Source organism: Burkholderia sp. USMB20, assembly GCF_000949135.2.
Classification (GTDB): Bacteria; Pseudomonadota; Gammaproteobacteria; order Burkholderiales; family Burkholderiaceae; genus Burkholderia.
Window position 1 is genome coordinate 148,195 of record NZ_JTAN02000019.1, and the last position, 23,613, is coordinate 171,807.

General features: G+C 65.0%; 18 protein-coding genes and 4 pseudogenes. 16 read left to right on the forward strand and 6 right to left on the reverse strand.

Features of this window, described 5'->3' with window-relative positions:
* Positions 1–85 precede the first annotated feature (85 nt).
* The 5 genes from PL79_RS36250 to PL79_RS25185 all read left to right on the forward strand — a co-directional run bounded on the left by PL79_RS36250 (position 86) and on the right by PL79_RS25185 (position 6,565).
* Positions 86–223, forward strand: a complete 138-nt coding sequence (locus PL79_RS36250) for a hypothetical protein (RefSeq protein WP_193759876.1) — start codon at positions 86–88, stop codon at positions 221–223.
* Positions 224–487: 264 nt separating this feature from the next.
* Complete coding sequence (locus PL79_RS25170) at positions 488–3,268, forward strand: type VI secretion system Vgr family protein (RefSeq protein WP_044843424.1); 2,781 nt, start codon at positions 488–490, stop codon at positions 3,266–3,268.
* An 82-nt stretch (positions 3,269–3,350) separates the two neighbouring features.
* Entirely contained in the window at positions 3,351–5,204 is a 1,854-nt protein-coding gene (locus PL79_RS25175) for a lipase family alpha/beta hydrolase (RefSeq protein ID WP_044843425.1), read from the forward strand.
* Positions 5,205–5,302: 98 nt separating this feature from the next.
* Complete coding sequence (locus tag PL79_RS25180) at positions 5,303–6,262, forward strand: T6SS immunity protein Tli4 family protein (protein WP_044843491.1); 960 nt, start codon at positions 5,303–5,305, stop codon at positions 6,260–6,262.
* Between the two features lie 15 nt (positions 6,263–6,277).
* Positions 6,278–6,565, forward strand: a complete 288-nt coding sequence (locus PL79_RS25185) for a PAAR domain-containing protein (protein WP_082088429.1) — start codon at positions 6,278–6,280, stop codon at positions 6,563–6,565.
* 80 nt (positions 6,566–6,645) lie between these two features.
* Here PL79_RS25185 and PL79_RS25190 read toward each other — a convergent pair.
* Positions 6,646–6,954 (reverse strand): annotated as a pseudogene (locus PL79_RS25190) (integrase core domain-containing protein); the annotation flags it as partial.
* A gap of 3 nt (positions 6,955–6,957) precedes the next feature.
* On the opposite strand from PL79_RS25190, the pseudogene PL79_RS25195 reads away from it, so the two are divergent.
* A pseudogene (locus tag PL79_RS25195) lies at positions 6,958–7,613 on the forward strand (transposase); the annotation flags it as partial.
* Between the two features lie 108 nt (positions 7,614–7,721).
* On the opposite strand, the gene PL79_RS25200 reads toward PL79_RS25195, so the two are convergent.
* On the reverse strand, positions 7,722–7,979 hold the full coding sequence (locus PL79_RS25200; RefSeq protein WP_082088430.1) for a hypothetical protein: 258 nt from the start codon (positions 7,977–7,979) through the stop codon (positions 7,722–7,724).
* Between the two features lie 1,123 nt (positions 7,980–9,102).
* Here PL79_RS25200 and PL79_RS25210 point away from each other — a divergent pair.
* From PL79_RS25210 to PL79_RS25250, 9 genes are all read left to right on the forward strand, one after another.
* On the forward strand, positions 9,103–10,239 hold the full coding sequence (locus PL79_RS25210; protein WP_044843426.1) for a muconate/chloromuconate family cycloisomerase: 1,137 nt from the start codon (positions 9,103–9,105) through the stop codon (positions 10,237–10,239).
* A gap of 45 nt (positions 10,240–10,284) precedes the next feature.
* Entirely contained in the window at positions 10,285–10,575 is a 291-nt protein-coding gene (gene catC / locus PL79_RS25215) for a muconolactone Delta-isomerase (protein ID WP_044843427.1), read from the forward strand.
* A 74-nt stretch (positions 10,576–10,649) separates the two neighbouring features.
* Positions 10,650–11,594 (forward strand): catechol 1,2-dioxygenase, encoded by a 945-nt coding sequence (catA, locus tag PL79_RS25220; RefSeq protein WP_044843428.1) that lies wholly within the window; start codon positions 10,650–10,652, stop codon positions 11,592–11,594.
* 116 nt (positions 11,595–11,710) lie between these two features.
* Positions 11,711–13,069: a Rieske 2Fe-2S domain-containing protein gene (locus tag PL79_RS25225; RefSeq protein WP_044843429.1), complete on the forward strand. Its 1,359-nt coding sequence runs from the start codon at positions 11,711–11,713 to the stop codon at positions 13,067–13,069.
* Positions 13,066–13,554: a benzoate 1,2-dioxygenase small subunit gene (benB, locus tag PL79_RS25230; RefSeq protein ID WP_044843430.1), complete on the forward strand. Its 489-nt coding sequence runs from the start codon at positions 13,066–13,068 to the stop codon at positions 13,552–13,554. The genes PL79_RS25225 and benB overlap by 4 nt, the downstream gene beginning before the upstream one ends.
* Before the next feature lie 39 nt (positions 13,555–13,593).
* On the forward strand, positions 13,594–14,616 hold the full coding sequence (gene benC, locus PL79_RS25235) for a benzoate 1,2-dioxygenase electron transfer component BenC (RefSeq protein ID WP_044843431.1): 1,023 nt from the start codon (positions 13,594–13,596) through the stop codon (positions 14,614–14,616).
* Entirely contained in the window at positions 14,613–15,389 is a 777-nt protein-coding gene (gene benD, locus PL79_RS25240; RefSeq protein WP_044843432.1) for a benzoate diol dehydrogenase BenD, read from the forward strand. Before benC ends, benD begins: the two co-directional genes overlap by 4 nt.
* 112 nt (positions 15,390–15,501) lie before the next feature.
* Positions 15,502–15,900, forward strand: coding sequence for a RidA family protein (locus PL79_RS25245; RefSeq protein ID WP_044843433.1), 399 nt, complete (start codon positions 15,502–15,504; stop codon positions 15,898–15,900).
* 81 nt (positions 15,901–15,981) lie between these two features.
* Positions 15,982–17,328 (forward strand): MFS transporter, encoded by a 1,347-nt coding sequence (locus PL79_RS25250; protein WP_044843434.1) that lies wholly within the window; start codon positions 15,982–15,984, stop codon positions 17,326–17,328.
* Between the two features lie 66 nt (positions 17,329–17,394).
* Here PL79_RS25250 and PL79_RS25255 read toward each other — a convergent pair whose 3' ends face one another.
* The 4 genes and pseudogenes from PL79_RS25255 to coxB all read right to left on the reverse strand — a co-directional run bounded on the left by PL79_RS25255 (position 17,395) and on the right by coxB (position 23,100).
* Entirely contained in the window at positions 17,395–19,005 is a 1,611-nt protein-coding gene (locus tag PL79_RS25255) for a cytochrome c (protein ID WP_044843435.1), read from the reverse strand.
* Positions 18,996–19,397, reverse strand: a complete 402-nt coding sequence (locus PL79_RS25260; RefSeq protein ID WP_044843436.1) for a hypothetical protein — start codon at positions 19,395–19,397, stop codon at positions 18,996–18,998. The genes PL79_RS25255 and PL79_RS25260 overlap by 10 nt, the downstream gene beginning before the upstream one ends.
* A pseudogene (gene ctaD / locus PL79_RS25265) lies at positions 19,394–22,024 on the reverse strand (cytochrome c oxidase subunit I). Before ctaD ends, PL79_RS25260 begins: the two are co-directional and overlap by 4 nt.
* Positions 22,025–22,037: 13 nt before the next feature.
* A pseudogene (gene coxB, locus PL79_RS25270) lies at positions 22,038–23,100 on the reverse strand (cytochrome c oxidase subunit II).
* A 303-nt stretch (positions 23,101–23,403) separates the two neighbouring features.
* On the opposite strand from coxB, the gene PL79_RS25275 reads away from it, so the two are divergent.
* A complete protein-coding gene (locus PL79_RS25275) occupies positions 23,404–23,613 on the forward strand; it encodes an SDR family NAD(P)-dependent oxidoreductase (RefSeq protein ID WP_235879326.1) in 210 nt (69 codons plus the stop codon).

The window sequence follows — 23,613 nt, forward strand, 5'->3', positions numbered from 1 at the left end:
GTGAAACTGATCGGCCCAATTGCGGAGTGTGTGGCAGTTGCTTCCATGCACCGCCAGTGCGCTCGTAAAAATGAGGACACAGCAAATGGTCACAATCTTTGCTCCGCTCTACGACCTGCTGAAGTTCCATTCGCCCTTGTGCGGAAGACGATTCGCAGAAAGCAAGGAGATCACGCGCTGGGGCAACCGCGACAAAGCCCAGTGGGGCAAGATGGGACCCTGAACCAGAATTCGTCCAGAATTTCGCAAAGACGGTATGGCGACGTCGTGTTTCTGGGTTCGATCGAGTATGAAATATCGTCAAATGCGTGCGATATCATATTGGCGATTTGATACGATGTTTGGCGTATCAATGGGATGAGCGTCGTTCTCCGTCGCCTACATTTTCCCAACAATGATTTCGATATAGTGAGAGCGACGTGATCACCGGTCCGGACGTTCTTGCCTCCGCGGCCGTGCGGGGTATCTGAGAGGAAGGAAGAACAAAATGGAAGCCAGGGCATCCTCGGTCGGGGATCTGTCGTCGAGCGGTCTTTTTGACGCTTTTCACCGGGGCATTTTGCAGAATGATCGGCTGCTGAAACTCGATACGCCCCTTGGCGCGAATACCCTCGTTGCATTACGTGCCGAGGGGCATGCAAAAATAGGGCGCGACTATCGGTGGACTGTCGATGTAGCGTCGATGCGCACCGATCTTACGCTTCTGTCGTTGATGCATCAGGCCGTCACTTTGTGGATTCAGCAGGAAACCGCGCCATTCGCTGAGTCGGCCTACCTTCCCGTCCACGGCTTTGTACACCGTATCGGGATGCTGGGTGCAGATGGTGACCTGGCTGTCTACCAGCTAGAGATCTCGTCGGCTTTGCACTTCCTCGGGCATACCCGCGACGATCATTTTTGGCTCGAAAAGGATGCACGGGAGATTCTGGCGAATGTGTTCGACCGATATCCGCAGCTGCAAGGTCTCTATCGATTCGACACCGTCAGCACCCCGCGGGTGCGCTCGTATTGCAGACAGGCAGAGTCCGACCTGAATTTCGTCCATCGGCTGCTCGAGGATGAGGGTTGGTATTTCTACTGGGAACACGCGACCACCCAGTCAGGGGAGCCACCGAAGACGACCCTGGTCATCGTCGACCGTCTTTCCTCGCTACCCCAGCCAAAGGATGCGACCTATACTCGCGGCAACGCGAGCAATGAAAGCAATGGCGTAGCGCAATGGGCAGCTATCCAGACGCTCCAGAGCGTGCGTTATACAACGCGTTCATTCGACTACAAGCGCCCGAATTACGACTTCGAGGCAGTTAGCGAAATCGAGTCGACGACCTACGAGACCGAGCAGCGGCGACAACGTGAAACGCAAAGCATCCCGACGGTGCCAATGGAGGTCTTCGAATCGACGCCGTATGGGTATCCCACCACGGATGCCGGTGGATCTCGCGCGCAATTGCGCACGCAGGCCTGGGATGCACAGGCATTGCGCTACGCGGCAGTCGCCGGATTGCGATGGATCGACGCTGGGACGCGTTTCGTGCTGCAGGACCACCCCCGGCATTCGAGCGCGGACGCCAAGCACCGCGAGTTTGTCGCAATCGAAGCGCGATGGCTCGTCGAAAACAATGTGCCTATCGCTCGCCAGGGAGCTGCTTTCCCGCACAGTTTGCAGCGGCGAGTTTCCGATGCAAAAGCAGTTCGCGGGAGCGATTTCCAGTCGCCGCCACACCCGGCCGACGGCGAAACTGGATTCTTCGTCGTCGACGTCGAAGCTCAACCCACGACTATCGAATATCGGAGCCCGTTCGAGCACCGCAAACCAATCATGCATATCGAGCATGCGATCGTGGTGGCGCCAGAGGGGGAAGAAGCTTGGGCCGACGAATCGAATCGAATTCGCGTGCGGCACGCATGGGATCGCCAGAGTCCTTCAGGGGCTTTCAATACATCGCCGTTGCTGTTGTCGTTGCAGTCCGACACCGGGAATTCGTACGGCTCCGTACACGTTCCGCGCGCGGGCGAATGGGTGGCGATTAGCCACTGGGGCGGCGATTGTGATCGCCCGTTCGTGCTTGGACGGCTCAATGGCGGTACGACTCCACCGCCTTGGCATACGAATGTGTTGCTATCGGGTTTTCAGTCGAGTGGGTTCGGCGGTACGGGCGCTTTCAACTCGTTCGTTCACGACGACTCAACCAATCAAGGTGCGACGCGACTGACCTCCTTCACGGGTTCAAGCTACAGCTCGTTCCATCAGGGATATCTGATCAGCCAAGACCGGAACAAACGTGGGCGTTACCTTGGTGCCGGTTTCCAGATTCACACCGACGACTACGGCGCGGTACGAGCGAACCGCGGCCTTTATTTGAGTACGCATGCCAAAGCGCACGACGCAGAGCAGCTCGACGTCGTTGAGGCGAGGGATCAGCTGACGCGATCGGGCATGCTTGTTGAATCGCTATCAAGCGCCAGCGCGATGGCGCAGGCCGAGTCGCTGGAGGGAAGTCAAGACACTCTGAAAGCCGTAGCCAAGGCCACCGAGCATCCCATTTCAGGACAAACGTCCGGGGGTAGGACCGATGGCGGCGGAACAGGGGAGGCCAACGGATTCGCCACCCCGATGATCATGATGGCCACGCCAGCCGATATCGGATTAACGTCCCGACAGTCGACTAGCATCGCAGCGGATCGACACATCAATCTGACCAGCGGCGAACACACTCACCTTGCCACGGGCAAATCCCTCATCGTTGCGGCCGCAGAAAAGATCAGCCTGTTTGTGCAAAAGGCGGGGATGAAACTGTTCGCTGCAAAGGGCAAGGTCGAAATTGCTGCGCAAAGCGACGCGTTGAGCCTGTTCGCCGATCGCGACGTAACGGTTACCAGCAATCAAGGTAGAGTCGTAATCGAGGCGAAGCAGGAGCTGATTCTGAAGTGTGGTGGCTCGTACATTCGCATCACCGCGGAAGGTATCGAAGACGGCTCGCGAGGACCTCGTACGATCAAATCGGCCTCATTCAGTCGTCAAGGTCCGAGCTCGATCGCTGAACACATGAACAGCTTGCCTAAGACTGCGTTCAACGACCCCTACGTGCTTCGCCACTCGATCACAGGTGAAGTGCTCAAGAATCACCCGTACGAGTTCGTACGGAGCGATGGAACAGTCATCAAAGGCGTGACGGATGAACTCGGTAAGACTTCGGTGCAGAAGAACGTGGACGTCGAGACGATGACTGTGCGTGTGTTGCCTCGCACGCTCAACGACGTCGGCTAGCGGTCCGAATCGTGGATCTCGTCAATCGCCGTCAGCACATCTTGAATCTCTCCGATCAACCGCAGTAATCGTAGGTACCGGTATGGGTCCGAACAATTCCGGCAGCAACAACGCAGCGAAGCAATCCGATACGGTCGTCATTCAAGGGCAGCACGAGCCAGGCGGTGGGTCGTCCGCAAAGGTGACGTTAACGCCGGATGCCAACAAATGCACTAAAGAGTTTCATTGCGACCCGCGGCCACCTATCCCGGTGATTTTTATTCCCGGGGTGATGGGCTCCCTGCTAATCAACAGAAATACCGGGCAGGAGATTTGGAATCCGCCGAATGAAACCAACCGCGCTGCGATAGCATTCGGCTGGAATGGATACTTCTCAGATGCGTCGGAGCGCGAAACAAAGTACGACACATCGTCGGCAGTCGTCTCCACGCTCGGCGCGATCGTGACGACGGGTTGCGATCTGACGGCCGACGAAGCGCGAAGGCGAGGTTGGGGATCGGTCCATTCGAAGAGTTACCATGGATCGCTCGCTTGGCTTGAGCGCGAGCTCAACCACCCGATGAAGGCGGGAAAGCTCCTTGGCGCCTGGGCAAGCGGTGACCCGAAAGGTGAAGACTTCACTTTGAATCCGGTCATCGGGACAGCGCCATCGAGCTACGGCGCGAATGGTCCGGGTATCGACCCGCTTAAGGTCGACTCGGATGAATTTAAGAAGTTCTGCCAGTACCGATATCCGGTGTATGCGATCGGCTACAACTGGTTGCAATCGAATCTGCTGTCGGCCGAAGACGCTGTGAAGGGCGTTGACTATGTCGATCAGAAAACCCACAAGAAATACCATTTGATGGGCATCAAGGAGATCTGCGCCGAGAACAAGGTAAAGAAGGCAATCATCATCACCCACTCCATGGGGGGGCTCGTCGCCCGCATGGCTTCAGTGATAGCGGGTTACGACGACTTGATGTACGGCGTGATCCACGGGGCGCAGCCAGCGACTGGTGCGCCGTTGGCCGCACGACGGTTTCGCGCCGGCGCTGAAGGGGAGGGCGCAATCCTCAATAAGGTACTCGTGGGGCGCAACGCGCCGGAATTCACGGCGATCACGGTCAATGCACCCGGGCCGTTGGAGCTCCTTCCGATGCCCGACTATCACGACTATGAACCATGGTGGGTTGTTCGCGACATGAAGCGACAGGAAGTACTCGCGCTGCCGAAGAAGAACGACACGCTGAAGTTGTTCACGTCACAGGCGTGGTACGGCCTGGTCCCCAACCAGTCCGACGCAATGCTCGATCCTGCTGGAATTGCCAAACAGCGCCTGCAAACGACTCAGCCTGGCATGACGCTGCAGAAGAACTTTCTGACGACAATGCAGGACGTGGTTGACCGCCAGCATCAACTGATAAACAACTATCATCCGAACACCTTTGCCTTCTACGGTAACGGTCCCTTGCGACGGTCGAGCGAGGTTGACCCGACAAAGGGCGGTACAGCCAAGGCTCCTACCAAGCAGGAGACCACCGCACCAGCGGATAAGCTGCTCACCTTCGGCCGAATCTATTGGCGTGGTGACTTCCCAGCAGGTACGACCGAAGAGGACCTGATGAAGGCCGAACTCTTGAGCGACGACCGGAAGGGCCAGGTCCGTATCCGCGTCAAGGGGCTTGTCTGTACACTCTTTGCGGAGATCATGGATCCCAATTTTCCGCAGGAGCGAGGCTTGATCTTTGGGGATGGCACGGTGCCGAGTTGGTCTGGGGAATCCGTCGCACGTGGCTTGAGGGCCGGTGTCCCTGGCGAAAAGGCGAAGGGTGTGCAGATCGCCTTCACGCAGAACGGGTTTGATCACCAAGGCTGCTTCGGGCATCCGTGGGCGAAGTGGGCCACACTCTATAGTATGGTCAAGGTCGCAAAATCGATCGACGTTCCCGTATGACAACATTAAACCAGTTCACAAATCGAATCGCAGTCGCGCTCGTGGCCTTCTCGGTAGGGATGGCCGCGTGCTCGAAGAGTAATCCGTCGGAGTTGCCTATGACCACCCCCGTGATGCACGACACCCGCCCGTGGTGTATTGGCCGTTTCGTTGTCGACCTTCCCCATGATGCAGAGGTGTACAACCAAGAATATAAGTACATGGGGTACTCGATCGATGTAGCGAAGAACGTAGGTCAACAGGAATTCGGACGGAGAGTAGAGGCGCGCGAGCACGAGCTGAAGACCAAGCTGCGGGTTGATCCGCATAATTCCTTCTCGCCGACGAAGACACCGTGGCTCCATCAGGCGGTACAGCCCAATGACTACTCGCGTCTCTTTGTTTTCGGGCGATACGACGTCCCGCCCGCCGAGCTCTCATACGACGTGGAAGGGTACGCGTGGTCGCACGACACGCAATTCACCCTGAAGAACAAGTTCGGCGATGGCTATGACCAGAGCGCGGTCCAGAATGCGTCCGAGATCCTGCGAAATATTCGTCCGCGTGATGAAGGGGACGTGCCGAACGATGGCGCATTTTGCTTTAACGGCGGCCTGATCGGCGGCAAGCAACTTCCGGCTTTCGATGCCACCGTCGCGGCCGGTCTTGTTCCGGGGCGACCGTCTAATCTGATCGTGAAGCTGCGCGAATCTGTTGCTGCCGATCAGAAGGCGTCGCTGTTGAGCGGGCTTTCGGAATTTGAGGCTCAGCTGAAGCCGTACGCGGGGCACTATAAAATATTGCGAAAGGGCAAGCGTCAAGTCGCCGGCATTCAAGCCGAGGAAATTCTCGTCGACATCCATGAAGATGGCGTCCAGAAGTACCAGTTCTATCTGTTGGCGGCCGGGGTAGAGGGAGATCCATCAAAACCGCACACCGCCATTCAATTGTTGTTCGGCGCGGAACCTGACGCGGTGAATCCCGCCTCCGTGACGGCGTCACCAGTGAACGAGGAACAGGCCGTCCAGGCGTGGGATACGGTCCTGAACAGCTTCCACTATCGTGGTGCCGCGAAGTAAGGAGGACGTGGAGGAATGCCGCGCTATGACATTGTGAAGGGCGATCTGACAACCGTTGGCGGAGTGGTGCAGGGCGGGGATGGGGCAGACCTGATAAATGGTCGCGAGCAAGCCTACGAATATGATCCCGTCTTTTGTCCAGTCTGCAAAACCGTCGGGAAAATCGCGTGCGATGGCCCGCGGATTTCTACCACCGGTCCCGATGGCCGGCAGGCAGCGCTCAGTGACGATCTTTGCATCTGTCTTTGTACTCCGCCACCACGTCTGGTCGCCTCGCAGACGACGTCGTGTAGCGACACTTAACGTACCGCAAAAGACATGAATCTGATCACTCAACTCCCCGACCGCACCACTCATGACCTGCGGCGGGATTTTGTAGCCATTCAGGCAGTGAGTCTCGCGTCGATATTATCGGAATCCAGCCAGGCTCGACGGACCGTGGCCGGCGGTTGGTAGCGATGAGCGCTGTGGGGCCGGCGCTCGTTATAGAACTGCCGCCAGCGTTCGATGATCACCTTGGCCTCGGCGCGGCTGCGGAGCCATTCGCCGTTTAGCAATTCGTCTCGCAGTTCGCCGTTGAAGCTTTCGACGAATCCGTTTTGCCATGGACTGCCAGGCGCAATGAAGGCCGGACCGATTGCAGCGTCTCGCAGCCAACGCATGACCTTGGCAGCGGTAAATTCGGCGCCGTTGCCCTCGCCGAGTTCGCTGCCGTACTGGCTCAACGTCCCGACTGCGAGCGCTTCGTGCGCCCGTTGAGCGATCCCGCACAGCAGGATTTGGTGGCTCTAGTCACCCGGCGACGCCAGCTCGTGGCCATGCAACTCTCCGAGCGTCAGCGCCTGCGCCTGGCTCGCCCGGTCACGCACCCGAGCATCCAGAGGCTGCTCGAGGCGATCGCTTGTCAGCTTGAGGATGTCGACGCCAAGATGCTCAGTCACATTGAGCGGCACCGCGCCGTCATGTCCGAGCTATTGCAAGACGTGCCTGACATCGGTCGCGTCTCCGCGACGACCATGATTGCCGAATTGCCTGAACTGGGTCATCTCAATCGACGCCAAATCTGTGCTCTGGTCGGCGTGGCACCCTATGCGAAGGATTCTGGCTCCAGCAGGGACCGTAGGCGCATCGCCGGCGGGCGCTTCGAGGTGCGGCGCGCGCTATACATGGCAACCCTCACCGCGACTCGTTTCAACCCGGCCGTTCGCGCTTTCTACGAACGTTTGGTGGCCGCTGGCAAATTTAAGAAGGTGGCCTGGCCTTGATCGCCTGTATGCGCAAGCTCATCACCCACCTCAATGCCATCGTCCGTTACCACCTAAATGCTCAAAATCCACCCCTCACTGGTTGACATTCAACACGGTTACTCAGGTCACTACGAGGGGCGGTCGTTCCGAGACACATACGTTGACTTCTAACGTATGTGCGTACGCCATATAAATGGGATTTCTCTACAGGACTACGCCAAAGCCGATGGCAGCGAGCTTCCGTCCTCGAATGTTCCGAGAAGCCTGCGCGCTTCTTTCAATAGGCGCTCAATTTGGACGAAAGGTAAATTTTTCTCAAATAGGGAAACCTCCAGCGAATTTTTGGCATCGCTGCGAAATACTTCGGCAACAACCTCTCCATTGTCGTTCAAGAGTTCGAGTCCGAGTCCGTCGCGCAAGACGTCTGATGCCGTTTGAAGTCGAAATTCCCTACTTACATTTCCGGTCATGAGGACTGGTCCTTAAAGTGTCGACGACGTGGGACGTGCCGTCCAACGGCCGCTTCGGGCCGTACATGGAAATTCGCCCATCAGCCCGATTGAAGGTTGGCTACGCAATCGTTGAACGCCTGTGCGAAATGCGGATTGGATAAATCGATACCGACACGCGCTAGCGAAAGCAACAATTGTTCGACGCCTTCAACGACCCTACGATGCGTCCGTTTTCAATGGGATCGCTGAAGCTGGGGAGCGCTTCCGGCAAGTCGGAGTCGATACTTGCGATTCCGTCTTCAACCCTGAGATCGATTCCGAACGGTAGCAAGAACTCTCGAGTCTTGTTCATATCTGGATCTCCACGTCGTCTGCTGCCTCATTGTCTACGATCTCGGGACCCCCGTCGACTGACCGTGGTTGGCCGATTGCGGGCGTGTGCCGATATCAGAGAAAACTTGCGCTGTCGTCGGTTGCGCTCTTGGCCGCTCGGTCCCGTCAACGAGCTTGCTTGCGATCAGAGTCGCACCTTGCCTTCGGCTTGCCACACGCCGCAAACAGAGAGTTAGTGAGCGTCGAGTGCTTCCTGCCGGAAATTCTTGAGCAAGCCGGGCCACGCGGTTCGCGCAACCCCACGTGCTCATGCTGACGTCCATAGGCAACGCAACACCTGAATGCCGCGGCATCGCGCCTCCTGCAGCAGCTACGGCGTGTACTGTCAGCTTCTGATGGATGAGGAGCCTCTGCGTCGGGCGTCGATATCCGCGTACCGATGTTTTTCGTTCGTCCGCAGAAACCGACGCCGAAGCCGAAGACCGGACGGCCAACCCCGCGTGTTTCCCCTCAGGAAAACCCTGATCGGCTCAGGCAGCCCACCGGTTGTCAGCCGATTTCCCCCCACCGAAAGCAGCCGCACCGCACCCCGCCCAAGCAACACCCCGGACACGCAAGACCGCGCTCCAGCAAGCCTCTCAGCCCGCATACCTAGCCAAAAAAGGTATGGTGCGCCGCAATATCAAGCGCATTCAAGCGATTTTCAATACCTCCCAGGTATCAAAAAGCGAGACCAAAAGTATTGGACGCTCCATTTCCCCGCCGCGTATAAATCCGTCCCATGAACTCCCCACACGCAGCGTGCCCCATGTCCCCAGTCACCATCGAACGCATTGAAACCCGCCTCGTCGACCTGCCGACGATCCGTCCGCACAAGCTGTCGGTCGCCACGATGCGCGGCCAGACGCTGATGCTGGTGAAGGTGACCTGCAGCGACGGCGTGACGGGCCTCGGCGAAGGCACGACGATCGCCGGGATGGCCTACGGCCCGGAAAGCCCGGAAGCGATGAAGCTCGCGATCGACGCGTATCTCGCACCGGCGATCATCGGCAAGGATGCGACGCGCGTCCAGACGCTGATGGCGTTCCTCGGCAAGCTCGCGAAGGTCAATCATTTCGCGAAGAGCGCGCTCGAAACCGCGCTGCTCGACGCGCACGGCAAGCGCCTCGGCGTGCCGGTCAGCGAACTGCTCGGCGGCCGCCGGCGCGATCGCCTGGCGGTCGCGTGGACGCTCGCGTCGGGCAACACCGCGACCGATATCGCCGAAGCCGAACGGATGCTCGACCTGCGCCGCCACAACGTGTTCAAGCTGAAGATCGGCGCGAAGGCGCTCGACGCGGACATCCGGCACGTGGCCGAGATCAAGCGGGCGGTGGGCGAGCGTGCCTCGGTGCGCGTCGACGTGAACATGGCATGGAGCGAAACGCAGGCCGCGCGCGCGATTCCGGCGCTGGCCGATGCCGGTTGCGAACTGGTCGAGCAGCCGGTCGCGTCGGCCGCGGCGCTCGCACGATTGATGCGCCGCTTCCCGGTCGCGCTGATGGCCGACGAAATCCTGCAGGGCCCGGACAGCGCGTTCGAGATCGCGAAGCAGCACGGCGCGGACGTGTTCGCGATCAAGATCGAGCAGAGCGGCGGCCTGTTCGCGGCGCAACGCGTCGCGGCGATCGCGGATGCGGCCGGCATCGAGCTGTACGGCGGCACGATGCTCGAAGGCGCGTTCAGTACGGTGGCGTCCGCGCATCTGTTCGCGAGCTTCGCGAACCTGCAGTGGGGCACCGAACTGTTCGGACCGCTACTGATCACCGAAGAGATTCTCGCGACCCCGCTCGACTACAGCGATTTCGAGCTGACCGTGCCGAGCGGCCCGGGCCTCGGCATCGAACTCGACGAAGCGAAGGTCGCGCGCTTCACCCGCGACGGGCTGACGAAAGTCGCCCGCTGACCCGCGACAACCCGCGACAACCCGCTCACGTACCAGGACATCACGATGCTTTTCCACGTACGCATGGACGTCAACCTCCCGGCCGACCTGCCGGCCGCGGTGGCCGACGAGATCAAGACCCGCGAGAAGGCGTACTCGCAGGAGCTGCAGCGCAGCGGCAAGTGGCGCCACATCTGGCGCATCGCCGGCGAATACGCGAACTACAGCGTGTTCGACGTGTCGGGCAATGCCGAGCTGCACGAGATCCTGACCGGCCTGCCGCTGTTCCCGTACATGAAGATTTCGGTGACGCCGTTGTGTCGCCACCCGTCGTCGATACACGACGGCGACGTTTGAGCCACGGAGCCGCCGCTTCTGCAACGGCGAGCACCCCGGGTCACCTTTCCCCAAATACACGTGGAGACACCATCATGAGCGTCAAAGTTTTCGAAACCAAGGAAGTGCAGGATCTGCTGAAGGCCGCGTCGAACGCGGGCGCTAACGGCGCTAACGGCGGCGACGCGCGCACGCAGCAGATCGTGCTGCGGCTGCTCGGCGACCTGTTCAAGGCGATCGACGACCTCGACATCACGCCCGACGAAGTGTGGGCCGGCGTGAACTACCTGAACAAGCTCGGCCAGGACGGCGAAGCGGCGCTGCTCGCGGCCGGCCTCGGCCTCGAGAAGTATCTCGACATCCGGATGGACGCCGAGGACGAGGCGATCGGCCTCGACGGCGGCACGCCGCGCACGATCGAAGGCCCGCTGTACGTCGCCGGCGCGCCGGTGCGCGACGGCGTCGCGAAGATCGACCTCGATGCGGACGCTGGCGCGGGCCCGCTCGTGATCCACGGCACCGTGAAGGATCTCGACGGCAAGCCGGTGGCCGGCGCGCTGGTCGAATGCTGGCACGCGAACTCGCACGGCTTCTATTCGCACTTCGACCCGACCGGCGCGCAGAGCGAGTTCAACCTGCGCGGCGCGGTGAAGACGGGTGCGGACGGCAAGTACGAGTTCCGCACGCTGATGCCGGTCGGCTACGGCTGCCCGCCGCAGGGCGCGACGCAGCAGCTGCTCGACCGCCTCGGTCGCCACGGCAACCGCCCGGCGCACGTGCACTTCTTCGTGACGAGCGACGGCCACCGCAAGCTGACGACCCAGTTCAACATCGACGGCGACCCGCTGATCTGGGACGACTTCGCGTATGCGACCCGCGAGGAGCTGATCCCGCCCGTCACCGGCAAGACCGGCGGCGCCGCGCTCGGGTTGAAGGCCGACGCGTACCAGGACATCGAGTTCGACTTCGTCCTGACGCCGCGCGTCGAGGGCAAGGACAACCAGATCGTCGAACGCCTGCGCGCTTCCGCCACGGCATAACCGCCCGACGGCTCGGCGGCGCGCAGGCGCCGCCGCCGGCCGGGCTCCCGCGAGATTCAATCGATACCGATGCGAGCGTGCTTGCAGGACCCGGCACGCGCACAGGAGGAACCAACATGTCCGCCACGATCGACCCCACCACCGAACTGGACCACCTGCTCGCCACCGCCGTGCAGGACGACAAGGAGGCCGGCATCTTCCGCTGCCGCCGCGACATCTTCACGAACGAGGCGCTGTACGAGCTCGAGATGAAGCACATCTTCGAGCGCAACTGGGTGTACCTCGCGCACGAAAGCCAGATCCCGAACAACAACGATTACTACACGACGTGGATCGGCCGCCAGCCGGTCGTCATCACGCGCGACAAGACCGGCGAGCTGCACGCGGTGATCAATGCATGCGCGCACAAGGGCGCGATGCTGTGCCGCCGCAAGCACGGCAACAAGGGCAGCTTCACGTGCCCGTTCCACGGCTGGACCTTCTCGAACACCGGCAAGCTGCTGAAGGTGAAGGACGAGAAGACGACCGAGTATCCGGTGCAGTTCAACACGCACGGCTCGCACGACCTGAAGAAGGTCGCGCGCTTCCAGAACTATCGCGGCTTCCTGTTCGGCAGCCTCAGCGACGACGTGCTGCCGCTCGAGGACTACCTCGGCGAGGCGCGCGTGATCATCGACCAGATCGTCGACCAGGCGCCGAACGGCCTCGAAGTGCTGCGCGGCAACTCCTCCTACATCTACGAAGGCAACTGGAAGATGCAGATGGAGAACGGCTGCGACGGCTATCACGTGAGCACCGTGCACTGGAACTACGCGGCGACGATGGGCCGCCGCAAGGAGGACGGCACCAAGGCCGTCGACGCGAACAGCTGGAGCAAGTCGGTCGCGGGCGTATACGGATTCGACAACGGCCACATCCTGCTGTGGACCAAGACGATGAACCCCGAAGTGCGGCCCGTGTACCAGCACCGCGACGAGATCAAGGCGCGCGTGGGCGAAGTGCAGGCCGACTTCATCGTGAACCAGACGCGCAACCTGTGCGTGTACCCGAACGTGTTCCTGATGGACCAGTTCAGCACGCAGATCCGCGTGGTGCGCCCGCTCGGCGTCGACAAGACCGAAGTCAGCATCTTCTGCTTCGCGCCGAAGGGCGAGAGCGACGCTGACCGCACGACGCGGATCCGCCAGTACGAGGACTTCTTCAACGTGAGCGGCATGGGCACGGCCGACGACCTCGAGGAGTTCCGCGCGTGCCAGGCCGGCTACGCGGGCATCACGGCGATGTGGAACGACCTGTCGCGCGGCGCGCCGCTGTGGATCCACGGGCCGGACGAGAACGCGAAACGGATGGGGCTGAACCCGCGCATGTCGGGCGAGCGCAGCGAGGACGAAGGGCTGTTCGTGTGCCAGCACGAACACTGGGTGCACGTGATGCGCGATGCACTGAAGCAGGAACGCGGGGAGGTGGAAGCATGAACATCGATTACCGGACCATCTGCGCGGCGCTGTATCGCGAAGCGCGCCTGCTCGACGACCGCGAGTGGGACGCGTGGCTCACCTGCTACACGGAAGACGTCACGTACTGGATGCCCGCGTGGGACGACGACGACCGGCCGACCGACGATCCGCACAGCCAGATCTCGCTGATGTACTACGCGGATCGCGGCGGCCTCGAGGATCGCGTGTTCCGGATCAAGACCGAGCGCAGCGGCGCGTCGACGCCCGAGCCGCGCACCAGCCACAACGTGACGAACGTCGAGGTGCTGGCCGAGCGCGACGGCGAGGTGGACGTGCGCTACAACTTCCACACGCTGAACCACCGCTACCGCGTGACCGATCACTTCTTCGGCACGATGTTCGTCACGTTGCGCCAGGTGGGCGACGCGCTGCTGATCTCGAACAAGAAGATCGTGCTGAAGAACGACTACATCCGGCAGGTGCTCGACGTGTACCACGTCTGACGCCGATTGTTTCGACCAGTAATACAGGGAGACGAGGTCATGTCCACCTACAAGATTGCACTGAACTTCGAGGACGGGGTCACCCGCTTCATCGACTGCAAGGCCGGCGAGAAGGTGCTCGACGCCGCGTTCCGCGCGAAGATCAACCTGCCGATGGACTGCTCCGACGGCGTGTGCGGCACCTGCAAGTGCCGCGCCGAAAGCGGCAGCTACGACCTCGGCGACGACTACATCGACGACGCGCTCACCGAGGACGAGAAGGACGGCGGCCTCGTGCTGACGTGCCAGATGGTGCCGCACAGCGATTGCGTGATCGCGGTGCCGAGCTCGTCGGTCGCGTGCAAGACGGGCCACAGCGCGTTCGCCGCGACCGTGACGAAGGTCGACCCGCACAACGACGCGGCGATCGTGCTCGAACTCGACGTCGACGCTGCCGCACCGGTGTTCCTGCCGGGCCAGTACGTGAACATCGGCGTGCCGGGCAGCGGCCAGCACCGCTCGTACTCGTTCTCGTCCGCGCCGGGCGACACGAAGGTCGGATTCCTGATCAAGAAGATTCCGGGCGGTGTGATGAGCACGTGGCTCGAATCGGCCAAGCCGGGCGACACGCTCGAACTGAACGGGCCGCTCGGCAGCTTCTACCTGCGCGACGTCGCGCGGCCGCTGCTGTTCCTCGCGGGCGGCACGGGTCTCGCGCCGTTCCTGTCGATGCTCGAGGTGCTCGCGCGCAGCGGTTCGCAGCAGAAGGTGCACCTGATCTACGGCGTGACGCGCGATCTCGACCTCGTGCTGGTCGACGCGATCGAAGCGTATGCGGCGAAGCTGCCGAACTTCAGCTTTGCGACGGTCGTCGCCGATCCGGCGTCGAGCCACGAACGCAAGGGCTGGGTCACGCAGCACATTCCGGCCGATGCGCTGAACGACGGCGACGTGGACGTCTATCTGTGCGGCCCGCCGCCGATGGTCGACGCGGTGCGCCAGTACTTCGACGATCAAGGCGTGAAGCCCAACAGCTTCCACTACGAGAAGTTCACCCCGAACGTGACGGCAAAGGCGGCATGACCATGCAACGATTCTCCGGAAAGGTCGTCGTCGTCACCGGCGCGGCGCAGGGCATCGGCCGCGGCGTCGCGCTGCGCGCGGCGGCCGAGGGCGGCCAGGTGCTGTTCGTCGACCGCGCGGACTTCGTGGCCGAGGTGGCCGCCGAAGCGGCGGGTGGCAACACGGCCGGCTTCGTCGCGGATCTCGAGACCTACGACGGCGCGCGCGCGGCGATGGCGTGCGCGGTCGCGACGTTCGGCCGGATCGACGTGCTGATCAACGGCGTTGGCGGCGCGATCCGGATGCGGCCGTTCGCCGAGTTCGAACCCGAGCAGATCGACGCCGAAATCCGCCGCTCGCTGATGCCGACGCTCTACAGCTGCCACGCGGTGCTGCCGCACTTGCTGGCCGCGGGCGGCGGCACGATCGTCAACGTATCGTCGAACGCGACGCGCGGGATTCGCCGCGTGCCGTACTCGGCGGCGAAAGGCGGCGTCAATGCGCTGACGGCGGCGCTCGCGATGGAATACGCGGAGCACAACGTCCGCGTGGTCGCGACCGCGCCGGGCGGCACCACGGCGCCGCCGCGCCGCGTGCCGCGCAATGCGGCCGGCGACAACGCGCAGGAGCAGGCGTGGATGGCCGAAGCGGTGCGGCAGGTGACCGATTCGACGTTCTTCAAGCGCTACGGCACGCTCGACGAGCAGATCGCGCCGATCCTGTTCCTCGCGTCGGACGAGGCGAGCTACATCACCGGCACGGTGCTGCCGGTCGCGGGTGGCGATACGGGTTGAGGGGCGCGCTTCTTCCGACACGTGCGCGCCGCAGCCCGGCGTGCGCGCGAACGACCATCCAACAACCATCCAACAACCGGCCGGCGCCGACACGCCGGCCCCGGAGACACTCATGCCCAAACGCGAAGCGATCATCCCCGCCGGAATGGAAGCCGTGTACGAAAAAATCGGCTACGCGCCGGCGGTCAAGGTCGGAGATACCGTCTATGTATCCGGCCAGATCGGCCGCGATGCCGCGATGCAACTCGTCGAAGGCCGCGAGGCGCAGATCGTGCAGGCGTTCGAGAACCTGAAGCGGGTGCTCGAGGCGGCCGGCGCATCGCTCGACGACGTGGTCGACCTGACGACCTTCCACACCGACATGCGCGACCTGCCGCTGTTCATGGAGGTACGCGACCGCTATCTGCATGCGCATCCGCGGCCCGCGTGGACCGCGGTCGGCGCGCACATGCTCGGCGGCTCGCCCGGTTACATCGTCGAGATCAAGGCCGTCGCGGTGCAGGCGGACTGATACGCGCCCCCTTCACGCCGTAATTCAAAAACGATAAACGGATCGCCCCCGCAACGACGGGTCGATCCTGGAGACGCTTTCATGACTGCTGCTTCCGTTCGCTCGATTCCCGCGCTGATCGACGACGCGCCGCTCGGCGCGTTGCAGATTCGCGTACTCGCGCTGTGCGTGCTGATCGCGCTGCTCGACGGCTTCGACACGCAGGCGATCGCGTTTACCGGCCCGGCGATCCTCGCGTCGTTCCGGCTGCCGGCGGGCGCGCTCGCCCCGATCCTGACCGCCGGGATCGTCGGCATGACGATCGGCGCGATGACGCTCGGCCTCGTCGGCGACCGCATCGGCCGCCGGCCGGCGATCATGATCGGCCTCGCACTGTTCGGCAGCGCGACGCTCGCGACCGCGTGGGCCGGCGACCCGCGCCACATCCTTGCGCTGCGCTTCGTCGCTGGGCTCGGGATGGGCGGCTGCACGCCGGTGCTGCTCGCGCTCGCGGCCGAATACTGTCCGGCCCGGCTGCGCGGCGCGGTGATGACGGGCGTGCTGCTCGGCCTGCCCGCCGGTGCGATGCTCGGCGGGCTGCTCGCCGCGCGCATGCTGCCGGTGATCGGCTGGCCGGGGATCTTCGTCGTGGGCGGCGCGGCGCCGCTCGCGGTGCTCGGCCTCGTCGCGCTGCTGCTGCCGGAGTCGCTGTTTTATCTGGCGTCGCGTGACGACGCACGCGCGCAGCAGCGGGTACGGGCGACGCTGTCGAAGATCGTCGCACAGGCGCTGCCGTCCGACGCGCGCCTGTCCGTGCCCGAAGAGGCGACGACGAAAGCGAGCGTGGCCGCGCTGTTCCGCGACGGCCACGCGGGTAACACGCTCGGCATCTGGGCGATCTACCTGCTGAACTGGATCGCATGGTTCATGCTGCTGTCGTGGCTGCCGACGGTGCTGAAGGCGGCCGGCCTGACCGCGCAGCAGGCGCCGGTCGGCACCGTGATCGTCAATGCGGTGTTCATCGTGTGCGCGATCCCGCTGTCGATCGTGCTGCCGCGCGTGAATACGCGCAACCTGCTCGGCGCGATGTTCGCGTCCGGCATCGCGATCGCGCTCGCCCTCGGCTACGCCGGCACGAACTGGGCGCTGGTGTTCGCGCTCGTCGGCGCGGCCGGGTTCGGCATCGGCGGGCAGCAGATCGCGCTGAACTACCTGATCGTCGGCGCGTATCCGACCGCGCTGCGCGCGACCGCGACCGGCTGGGCGATCGGGATGGGCCGCGCGGGCGCGATCGCCGGCTCGGCCGTCGGCGGCACGTTCCTGGCGTGGGGCGGGCCGTCCGGATTCTTCCTCGCGCTGGCCGTGCCGCTCGCGGGCGCCGCGCTTGCCACGCTCTGCCTGCGCCCGGGCCGGTCCGACGTCGAAGCGGCGCCGGCGATGCCGCACTGAGCGCGTGAACCGGCCGGTCCGGTTCGTACGGTTCGATTAGTCATACATGTCGATCGCGACCGGGGTTCAGCGGTGGATCGCCGCCCGCAACCGTCTCACATCCTGCTCCGACACCGGTGCGGCGCGATTGCCCCACGCGCCGCGCACATAGCTGATCACCGCGGCGATCTCGCTGCTGGTCAGCGCACCGCGCATCGCCGGCATCCGCTGCACGGGCCCGTGCGTGCCGGGCGCCGGCCGTGCGCCTTCCACGACGATCCGGATCGCGCTGGTCGGATCGGCCGCGAGCACGGCGGAATTGCCGGCGAGCGGCGGCCCGCGCTCGGGCACGCCCGCGCCGTCGGCGCCGTGGCAACGCGCACAGAATGCTGCATACACGCCGGCTCCCGGCGCCTGCTGGCCGCCTTCCGGCCGCGGCCCGGCGGCCGTCAGCCGCGGGACGCCGACGCCGAGCGGATTCGTCGCGGCGGTCGGTTGCGCGGGCAACGACTTCAGGTACACGGCGATCGCGTGGCGGTCCGCATCCGTCAGCCGCGCGGTGCTCTCGGCGACGACCGGTGCCATCGCGCCGAACACGGCACCGCGCACCGCGTGGCCGCTGCGCAGGAACGCGGCGAGGTCGTCGGTGGTCCAGCGCCCGAGGCCGTCCGCATCCGCGCCGGTCAGGTTCGGCGCGAACCAGTGATCGTTGATGCCGCCCGTCAGGAACGCGGGACTGCGTTCGTCGTAGCCGCGCTCGTTGTAGGCCGGGCCGCGCGGCGTATGGCATGCGCCGCAGTGCCCGAGCCCCTGCACGAGATACGCGCCGCGATTCCATTCCGGCGATTGCGACGGCTGCGGCGCGAAACGGTCGTGGTTCGCGAACGCGAGGCTCCACAGCGCGAGCGCCCAGCGCTGGTTGAACGGAAACGGCAGTTGCGTGAGCTTCGCAGCGCTCGCGGACGGCGCCACGCCGCGCATGAAATACGCATACAGCGCGCGCACGTCGTCGTCGGTCATGCGCGCGAACGACGGGTACGGCATCGCCGGATAGAGCCGGCTGCCGTCCGCGCGCACGCCGCGCCGCAACGCGTCGTCGAACTGCCGCAGCGTGTAGTCGCCGATGCCGTGCACCGTGTCCGGCGTGATGTTCGGCGCATAGATCGGTCCGAACGGGGAATTCACCGGCTGGCCGCCCGCGTACGGCGTGTGGTCGGCCGCGTCGTGGCAGGCCGCACAGTCGCCGGCGAACGCGAGATAGCGGCCGCGCGCGATGGTCGCGGCATCGGCGCTCGCGGCGGCGGCGGCGACGACCGGGCGACGGGCGGCGGCCGCGGACGCCGCGGATGCCGCATCGCGCGGCGTGGCGGACGCCCCCGACGATGCCGAATCCGACGCCGTCGCATCGCGCGACCGCGACAGCCGCCGGTCGCTTTCCACCCGCGCCGACATCGATGCCCCGGCATCGGCTGCCGCGCGAATCTTCACGAACCGCCAGCCCGATGCGGGCTCGGCTGCTTCGGCCGCCGACGCGGCGTCGGCCGTATCGCCGGCGGACATCGCGTGGTCGTCGCGCTGCATGTCGCATGCGGCGAGCGCGGCGCACGCGGCGAGCGCAACGCCGGCGCGGCGCCGCGGAACGAGACGCGCCGGGCGCGAAACGATCGAAGCGAGCGCAGCGAACGAGATCAGCGCCATGGACTGCACGGCCCCAGGAAAGCGGTGACGATCCCCGTGAACACGAGACCGATCACGAACCCGAGCGCGGCGAGCATCCCGCAGCGCGCGAGGAATCGCGTGCTGTCGTCGCGCGTCGCGGCCTCCACATCGGCGTCATGCCGGCGTTGCCAGGTGCGCACGAGCCACGTGGCGAAGACGGCCGCCAGCGCGAACGCGCACGCGGCGATCAGCGCGAGCCACACGCCGACGTGCGCCCAGCGCGGCACCGCCTGCGCGACGCCGAGCGGATAGCAGGCGGTCGACGCGAGCGTTTCGGATGCGAGCATCTGCGCGAACCACAGCGCGGGCGCGCCGACCAGGCCGGCCGCGATCGCGAGCAAGGGCGTCCACGAGCGTCGCGCGCCGTTCATCCCGGGCTCCTGAGCCAGTACGGCGACACGTACAGCGCGGTGAAGATGAACAGCCACACGATGTCGACGAAGTGCCAGTAGAGCCCGCCGACCGTCAGCGCGACGCGTCGCTCGCGGCCGAAGAAGCCGGCGGCGGTCCACCCGGCGAGCAGCGCGAGGATCACGAGGCCGGCCACCACGTGTGCGAGGTGGAAGCCGGTGATCGTGAAGTACAGGCTGCCGTACAGATGCGCGGTCGGGCCGTACGGATGGTCGCGCCACTCGTGCAGTTGCACGAGCGCGAACGCGACGCCGAGCGCCAGCGCGACGGCGAGCGCGGCCACCGCGCGGGCCTGCCTGCCGGCCCGCACCGCGCGCTCGGCGAGCCACACGAACCCGCTGCTCGACAACAGCACGACCGTATTTCCGGCCGCGAGTCCGAGCTTAGGCATCCCTTCGGGCGGCCACGGCGCGGCCGCTTGCGACTGCAGGTAGAAATAGCAGAACAGCAGGTAGCCGAACAGTCCGGCCTCGGTCACGATCAGCGTGATGACGCCCCACCAGCCGCCCGCGCGTTCGCCATAACTGCGACCGGCAACGGCTCGACGCACGCGCCGGCGCGCCGGCGGCACCGCGGCCGACGGCGCCGTTCCGGATCCAGCCGGCGGCGCCGACGCGCCTGCGTGGTATCGCGGGCCGGCAGGCGTGCGCGCTGCCCGAGCGTGCGGCGTGGACACAGCCACACGGCGTCCCGATCGCGCAGCCGGCGACGGCCGCGCACACGAGCGTCGGCGAGCGCGCCAGCATCGCGGCGCACACCGCGGCGCGAGCAGCGCGAGCACGAGCGGCACGCTGCTGTCTTCGGGCATCTTCAGGATCGCGCTCGGCGTCGCCGCGAGCGGCGTGACCGCGAGCGCCTCGCGCCCGTCGGCGAGCCGGTAGCCGACCTGCACGCTGGTGCGCTTCGCGTCGTCGCGCGTTTCCCACAGCGGGTGCCGCGACGCCACGAGCGGCAGCACCGCGAAGTTGTACACGGGCGCGGGCGACGCGACCGACCATTCGAGCCCGGCCGCGCCCCACGGATTCCCGCCGGCGCGCGCGCCGCGCCGCGCGCTGACCAGCGCGTTGACGACGAACATCACGATCCCGATGCCGAACACGAACGAGCCGATCGTCGTCAGCAGGTTCGACGTGTCCCAGCCCATTCCGGACGGATAGGTATAGATGCGGCGCGGCATCCCGAGCAGCCCGGAGACGTGCATCGGGAAGAAGCCGAGGTTGAAGCCTACCAGAACCACCCAGAACGTCAGGTATCCGAACCGTTCGTTCATCATGCGTCCAGTGAATTTCGGGAACCAGTACGTGAGCCCGCCGAGCACCGGGAACACGTTGATGCCGAGCAGCACGTAATGCAGGTGCGCGACGACGAAATACGTGTCGGTCAGCTGCCAGTCGAGCGGCACCGCGGCCGTCATCACGCCGGACACGCCGCCGATCACGAACATCAGCACGAAGCCCGCGAAATACAGGAACGGCGTGCGGAACACCGGGCGGCCGGTCCAGATCGTCGCGAGCCATGCGAACACCGCGACCGCGCTCGGGATCGAGATCAGCATGCTCGCCGCGCCGAAGAACGCGAGCGCGAGCGGCGCGATGCCGGTCGCGAACATGTGGTGGACCCACACCTCGAAGCCGATCAGCATCGTCGCCACCGTCGATACCGCGACGGCCTCGTAGGCGACGAGCGGCCGGCGGCAGAAGGTCGGCAGCGCGTCCGACACGATCCCCATCGCGGGCAGCACGACCACGTACACCCACGGGTGCGCGAACATCCAGAACAGGTGCTGCCACAACAGCGGCCGCCCGCCGTTCGCGACATCGAAGAAGTGCGTGCCGGCATTGCGGTCGAGCCACAGCAGCAGGAACGCGAGGCTCACGGACGGCACCGCGACGAGGTTCGCGACCGATGCGGTGAGCGTGCCCCACACGATGATCGGCAGCCGGTCGATCGACATCCCGTGCGCGCGCATCCGCAGCAGCGTGACGACGAAGTTCGCGGCGCCGCCGGTCGTCGAGACGCCGAGCAGGATCATGCCGAGCGCATAGATGTCGATGTTCGCGCCGGCGCTGTAGTCGAGCGACGTGAGCGGCACGTAATTGAACCAGCCGCCGTCCGGCACCGCGCCGAGCGGGAAGCTCGCATACAGGAACAGCCCGGCGAACAGGAACGCCCAGTACGAGAAAGCGTTCAGGCGCGGGAACGCCATGTCGCGCGAGCCGAGCATCAGCGGCCACAGATAGTTCGCGAAGCCGGACAGCACCGGCAGCGCGTACAGGAAGATCATCGTGACGCCGTGCATCGTGAACAGCGCGTCGTATTGCGCGGGCGTGAGCACCGTCGCATCCGGCCGCGCGAGCTGGATGCGCATCACGAGCGCCTCGACGCCGCCGAGCAGCAGGAACGCGAACGCGGTGACGATGTAGCGCAGCCCGATGCGCTTGTGGTCGACCGTGCCGACCCAGCCGCGCCAGCCGGGTTCCGATTCCCACAGGCCGGCCAGTTCGCGCTCGTGCGCGGATCCGGGCGGCGCTTCGCCCAAGTCCGGCACGCGGCTGAGCGGGGCGGGCGGGTCGCGGGCAACGGCCATCGTCATCCTCCGTTCAGTGCAGCGTCGCGAGATACGCGGCGAGATCGTCGGCGTCGCGCGGCGCGAGCGCGAACGACGGCATCAGCGTCTGCGGCTTGATCTGCTGCGCCTGCGCGAGCCAGCGCCGCAGGTTGTCGGGCGTGTTGTCCAGCGTGCCGGCCGCGAGCAGCCGGCGCGACCCGAGATGCGACAGGTCGGGGCCCGCGTCGCCGGCCGCGTCGTGCCACGTACGGCATGGCAGCCCGCGCAGCGCGCGGCGAACAGGCGCTGGCGCGCTGCTCGGCGCCGGCCGCCGGGGCAGGCGCCGGCTGCCGCTGCGCGGCGAGCCACGCGCGAAACGCATCGGGCGGTTCGGCCACGACCTCGAACGCCATGTGCGCGTGCTGCGCGCCGCAGTATTGCGAGCACTGTCCGCGATAGACGCCCGGCCGGTCGGCCTGCAGCCACTGGTGATTCGTCTGGCCCGGGATCGTCTGCGTCTTGCCGGCCAGTTGCGGGACCCAGAACGCATGGATCACGTCCGCACTCTTCGGTTCGACCGCGACGGGTTCGCCGACCGGGATGTGGATCTCGTTCGCGGTGACGAACGCGGCGCCGCCCGCGTCGTCCGGATAGCGGACGGCCCACCACCAGTCGTGCGCGGTCACGACGATCGTGAGCGTGGGCGGACGCGGCGGCGCTGCGACCGCGCCGAGCACGCGCAGCATGTAGACCAGCGCGCCGAACAGCAGCGCGATCGAGATCGCGGAGCCGACCGTCACGATCGCGAGCCCGCTGCCGTGACCGCCGCCCGCCTGAGCGCGGCGGCGAAACATCGCGATCAACAGCAGCACCGCGATCGCCGCGCAGACGAACGTGCACAGCGCGAGCAAGGCCCAGCCGAGCACGAGCACCGGATCTGCAGCGGGGCCGGCAGCATGCGCGACGTACGCGAGCGGCAGCGGGCCGGCGGGTGACGCAGAAGCGTCGGCCGCACGCGCTGCCCGCGGCGCGACGATGCACGCGGCCGCGGCGATGCCGGCGATGCCGGCGATGCCGGCAATACCGGCGGTATCGGCAATACGGCACGCATTCATGAACGGCGGGACGAGCAAAGGCGACTCCTTGCCGGATCCGGCGGCGTGACGACAAACCGTTCGCGGCGGAGCAAGTTCCGTGCGCGGACGGCGCGCAGGCGAGGCGCCCGGCGTTGTGCACGCAACGTGCAGCGCGTTACAGCCGGCTTGTAAATCGGGCGACGGTTCATCGTTCGGGGGCAGGGTGCCGCGGCCCGTGCGATATCCGGCACGCAGTTTGCTACGCCGATCGTGTTACGGCCGGCAACCCGGGAATGTCTCGGCGGCGTGCCGGCCACCGCGAACAAACAGGAGGAATCGACCGTGAGGACCGTCGCGATCACGAGTGCGAGTGCCGGGCGCGGCCGGGCCGCCACTCATGCGTTCGCGCGACGCGCTGCCAAGGTCGCGCTGCCTGCCCGCGATCCGCGCACGCTGCACGACACCGCATGCGAAGTGTGCGCGCATGGCGTCGAGGCGCCGCCGATCGCCGTCGACGTCGGCGACGCCGCCGCGCGCAAGCTGAACCGGTGA